Genomic DNA, 2,693 nt, shown 5'->3' on the forward strand with positions numbered 1-2,693 from the left:
CGTGGGCCGAGCGGGTGGGGCCAGCGGCGGTCATCGTGATCAACCGGATCTTCGAATCCGTGCCCATCGACGAACAGGGCCTCGACGCCGCCCTGGCGGTGCTACGCCTTTCGCGGCGGTTCTCAGCCGAGCGGGTCGAAGCTGCGTGCGCGCTGGCGCTGACCGGGCCCGTGCGCTCACCCCGCTACGCGCACATCCACCCCATCCTGGCCACCGGCCAAGACAAGACCGCCGCCCTACCGCCACGCACGAATCCCGAACAGGCCGGCGGGTACGTCCGCGGCGCCGACTACTACGCCAGGAGCACCCAATGAGCAGCATCGACTCCGAGACCAAGCGCAAGCTCCGCGAGATGGGCGCCCAGCCACTGCTCGAGGCGATCGAAGCGCAACACGACGACCACGTTCTCGGCATGAGCTTCGCCGAGCGCCTGCAACTGGTCGTCGACCACGCCCACGAGAGCTTCAACCACTCCAAGATCGACGGACTCATCCGCCGGGCCAACCTGCGCTACCCAGCAGCCGATCTGCGGCGCGTTGACCTGGTCGAGGAGCGCGGCCTGGACCGGGCCATGCTCGCGCAGCTGGCCACCTGCTCGTTCATTCAGAGACAGCAGAACGTCGTCTTTCAGGGGTTCACCGGGTCGGGAAAGTCCTACCTCGGCTGCGCCCTGGCCAAGCAGGCCTGCCAGCACCGTTTCCGGGCGCACTACATCCGGATGCCCGACCTCGAAGAAGCCTGGGCCCTGGCCAAAGACCGACCCCAGGGCCAGAACAAATTCTTGAAGAAGTACGCCGCGTTCTCCCTGCTGGTGATCGACGAATGGCTCCTCGACCACCCCGACGAGACGATCAGCAGAATGCTCCTCGAGCTCCTTGAGCGGCGCTACGACACCGGGTCGACAGTCTTCTGCACCCAGTACCCCAAGAAAGACTGGCACCAGCGCCTCGGCTCCGGAGTTCATGCCGACGCGGTCATGGACCGCATCGTGCACAACACGATCTGGATCGACACCGGCACCCACAACATGCGCGAGCATGCGGCCGCCGCCGGGAGTCAGTAAGTAATCCCCGAGATGGGGCCGGTGGTCCCCACAGACGCGATCACCGGCCCCCAACGGCAATACTGCTGGCCCCCAAACGCAATATCCGGTGGCCCCCAAGCCTCCAAATACTCACGATGTCGTCGGTGTATCTGACCTGGAAGTGCTGAGCCATGAATTTCTCCAATTTTGATGCGTCAACTGCTGCGGTGAATTATGCCCGCTGCGGCAAGTCGCGTCGGTTGACCCTGAAAGCTTCATCCGCCCAGTCCGAGTGCGAAGGGGCGCGGTAAGCCGCCTACGAGCCGACCGCGGGTCGTGGCTGCTGGTGTGCTGGCGGCCTCGGTGGCCGTCGGGCGTTGCCGATTGGTGGCATTTGAGTAGCATTGGTGGTGCTGGGAAGTCTGTCCGTAGTCGTCTACCGCCGTGATTGTCGGTGGTCGCGGGAGCTGTTGGAGGGGGTTCGGGAGATGGCGGTGGTGGATCAGGCGATCTTGGCGCATACCGAGACCATGAAGTTGTCGAGCGCGGAGTTGGCGCGTCAGCTGGTGCAGCATCTGGGGCCGACGGTGGTGGCGGTGGCCGCGGGTGTGCGGGACAAGAAGCTGCCGTACAAATGGTCGGCCGACGGCGGTCCGGTGCCGCGGGATGGCGCGTTGCAGCGACTGCAGGTGGCCCACCGGGCGTGGGTGGCGATCGCGACGTCCGAGGGCGCCGATGTCGCCCGGGCATGGTTCATCGGCGCGAACCCCAGGTTGGACGAGCAGCCGCCGTTCATGGCGATCGCGGCAGGCAAGTTCAAGCCGGTGATGAGTGCTGCCGCGGCGTTCGTCGACGGCACCGACAACTAAAACTCGCCCCGTGCCCCTGGCCTACGGGCCGACCCGACGAGCGGTGAAGGGCTACCTAAGGTGGTCCGGGTGAGCATGAGCACCGGTAGAGGATGCCGCCTGTGACAGGCGAGGTCACGGTCTGCGCAAACACGGGCCTGGCACTGCTCCCGGCCGGCGGCCAGTCCGTTTATCGGTTGGCTAAACCCTCCTACGGCGTGCTCAATCCGCCGGCCAGGGGCGTGAGTAGCAGCGAGGACCGGGCGGGGTGGAACCGTTTCGATCTGCCCGGCGAGCAGACCATCTATTGCGCCAGTAGCGCCGAGGGCGCGTACGGCGAGTTGCTGGGCGCGTTAAAGGTCGGCGGCCCCTACCGGGCGCAGGAGTATCTCGATGATCCGGGCGCCGATGATCTCTACGCTCTGATCGCACGCGACTGGAACGATCTGGGGGTTCGGCCACCCGGCGTGGTCGACATCCACTGGTTGTACGCCCACCGCCTGTACACGGTGACACTGCCGGCATCGGGATGGTTCGTGGAGATCGAACACGCACGCACCATCACCTACCTGGCCTCGCATATTCCGCTGTCACTGTGGGAGCGAGGGATCGACGAGATCACCGTGGCGCAGACGCGAAGCGGGGACCGTCATCTGACGACCGAACTGGCCGCCACGCTGGCAGCCGCCCCCCTCGTCGGCCGCACACAGGCGCTGGGCATCCACTACTTCTCCAAGCACGGCACGCACTGGTCCTGCTGGGCGGTGTGGCTGCGCGACGGCGTCGCCGGGGCTCTGGACGCGGGCCCGGGCCAGCCGGTC

3 protein-coding genes and 1 pseudogene are annotated in these 2,693 nt (G+C 66.3%); all 4 read left to right on the forward strand.

What is annotated here, in order from left to right:
- Positions 1 to 314 (forward strand): annotated as a pseudogene (locus G6020_RS16045) (IS21 family transposase); the annotation flags it as partial.
- Positions 311 to 1,063: an ATP-binding protein gene (locus G6020_RS16050; protein ID WP_182611283.1), complete on the forward strand. Its 753-nt coding sequence runs from the start codon at positions 311 to 313 to the stop codon at positions 1,061 to 1,063. The pseudogene G6020_RS16045 and the gene G6020_RS16050, both read left to right, overlap by 4 nt.
- Positions 1,064 to 1,512: 449 nt before the next feature.
- Positions 1,513 to 1,893 carry a hypothetical protein gene (locus G6020_RS16055; RefSeq protein WP_017835891.1) on the forward strand — a complete coding sequence of 127 codons (381 nt, stop codon included), beginning with the start codon at positions 1,513 to 1,515 and terminating at the stop codon, positions 1,891 to 1,893.
- A 101-nt stretch (positions 1,894 to 1,994) separates the two neighbouring features.
- Positions 1,995 to 2,693 (forward strand): RES domain-containing protein (locus tag G6020_RS16060; RefSeq protein ID WP_194306175.1); only part of this gene is annotated, 699 nt, incomplete at its 3' end.

The organism is Dietzia sp. B19 (genome assembly GCF_014145155.1).
In the GTDB taxonomy this organism is placed as follows: Bacteria; Actinomycetota; Actinomycetes; order Mycobacteriales; family Mycobacteriaceae; genus Dietzia; species Dietzia natronolimnaea.

What these genes read in the sequence shown, in the direction of transcription:
- G6020_RS16050 (WP_182611283.1), top strand. Translation starts at nt 311, where the DNA reads ATGAGCAGCATCGACTCCGAGACCAAGCGCAAGCTCCGCGAGATGGGC.
- G6020_RS16055 (WP_017835891.1), top strand. Translation starts at nt 1,513, where the DNA reads ATGGCGGTGGTGGATCAGGCGATCTTGGCGCATACCGAGACCATGAAG.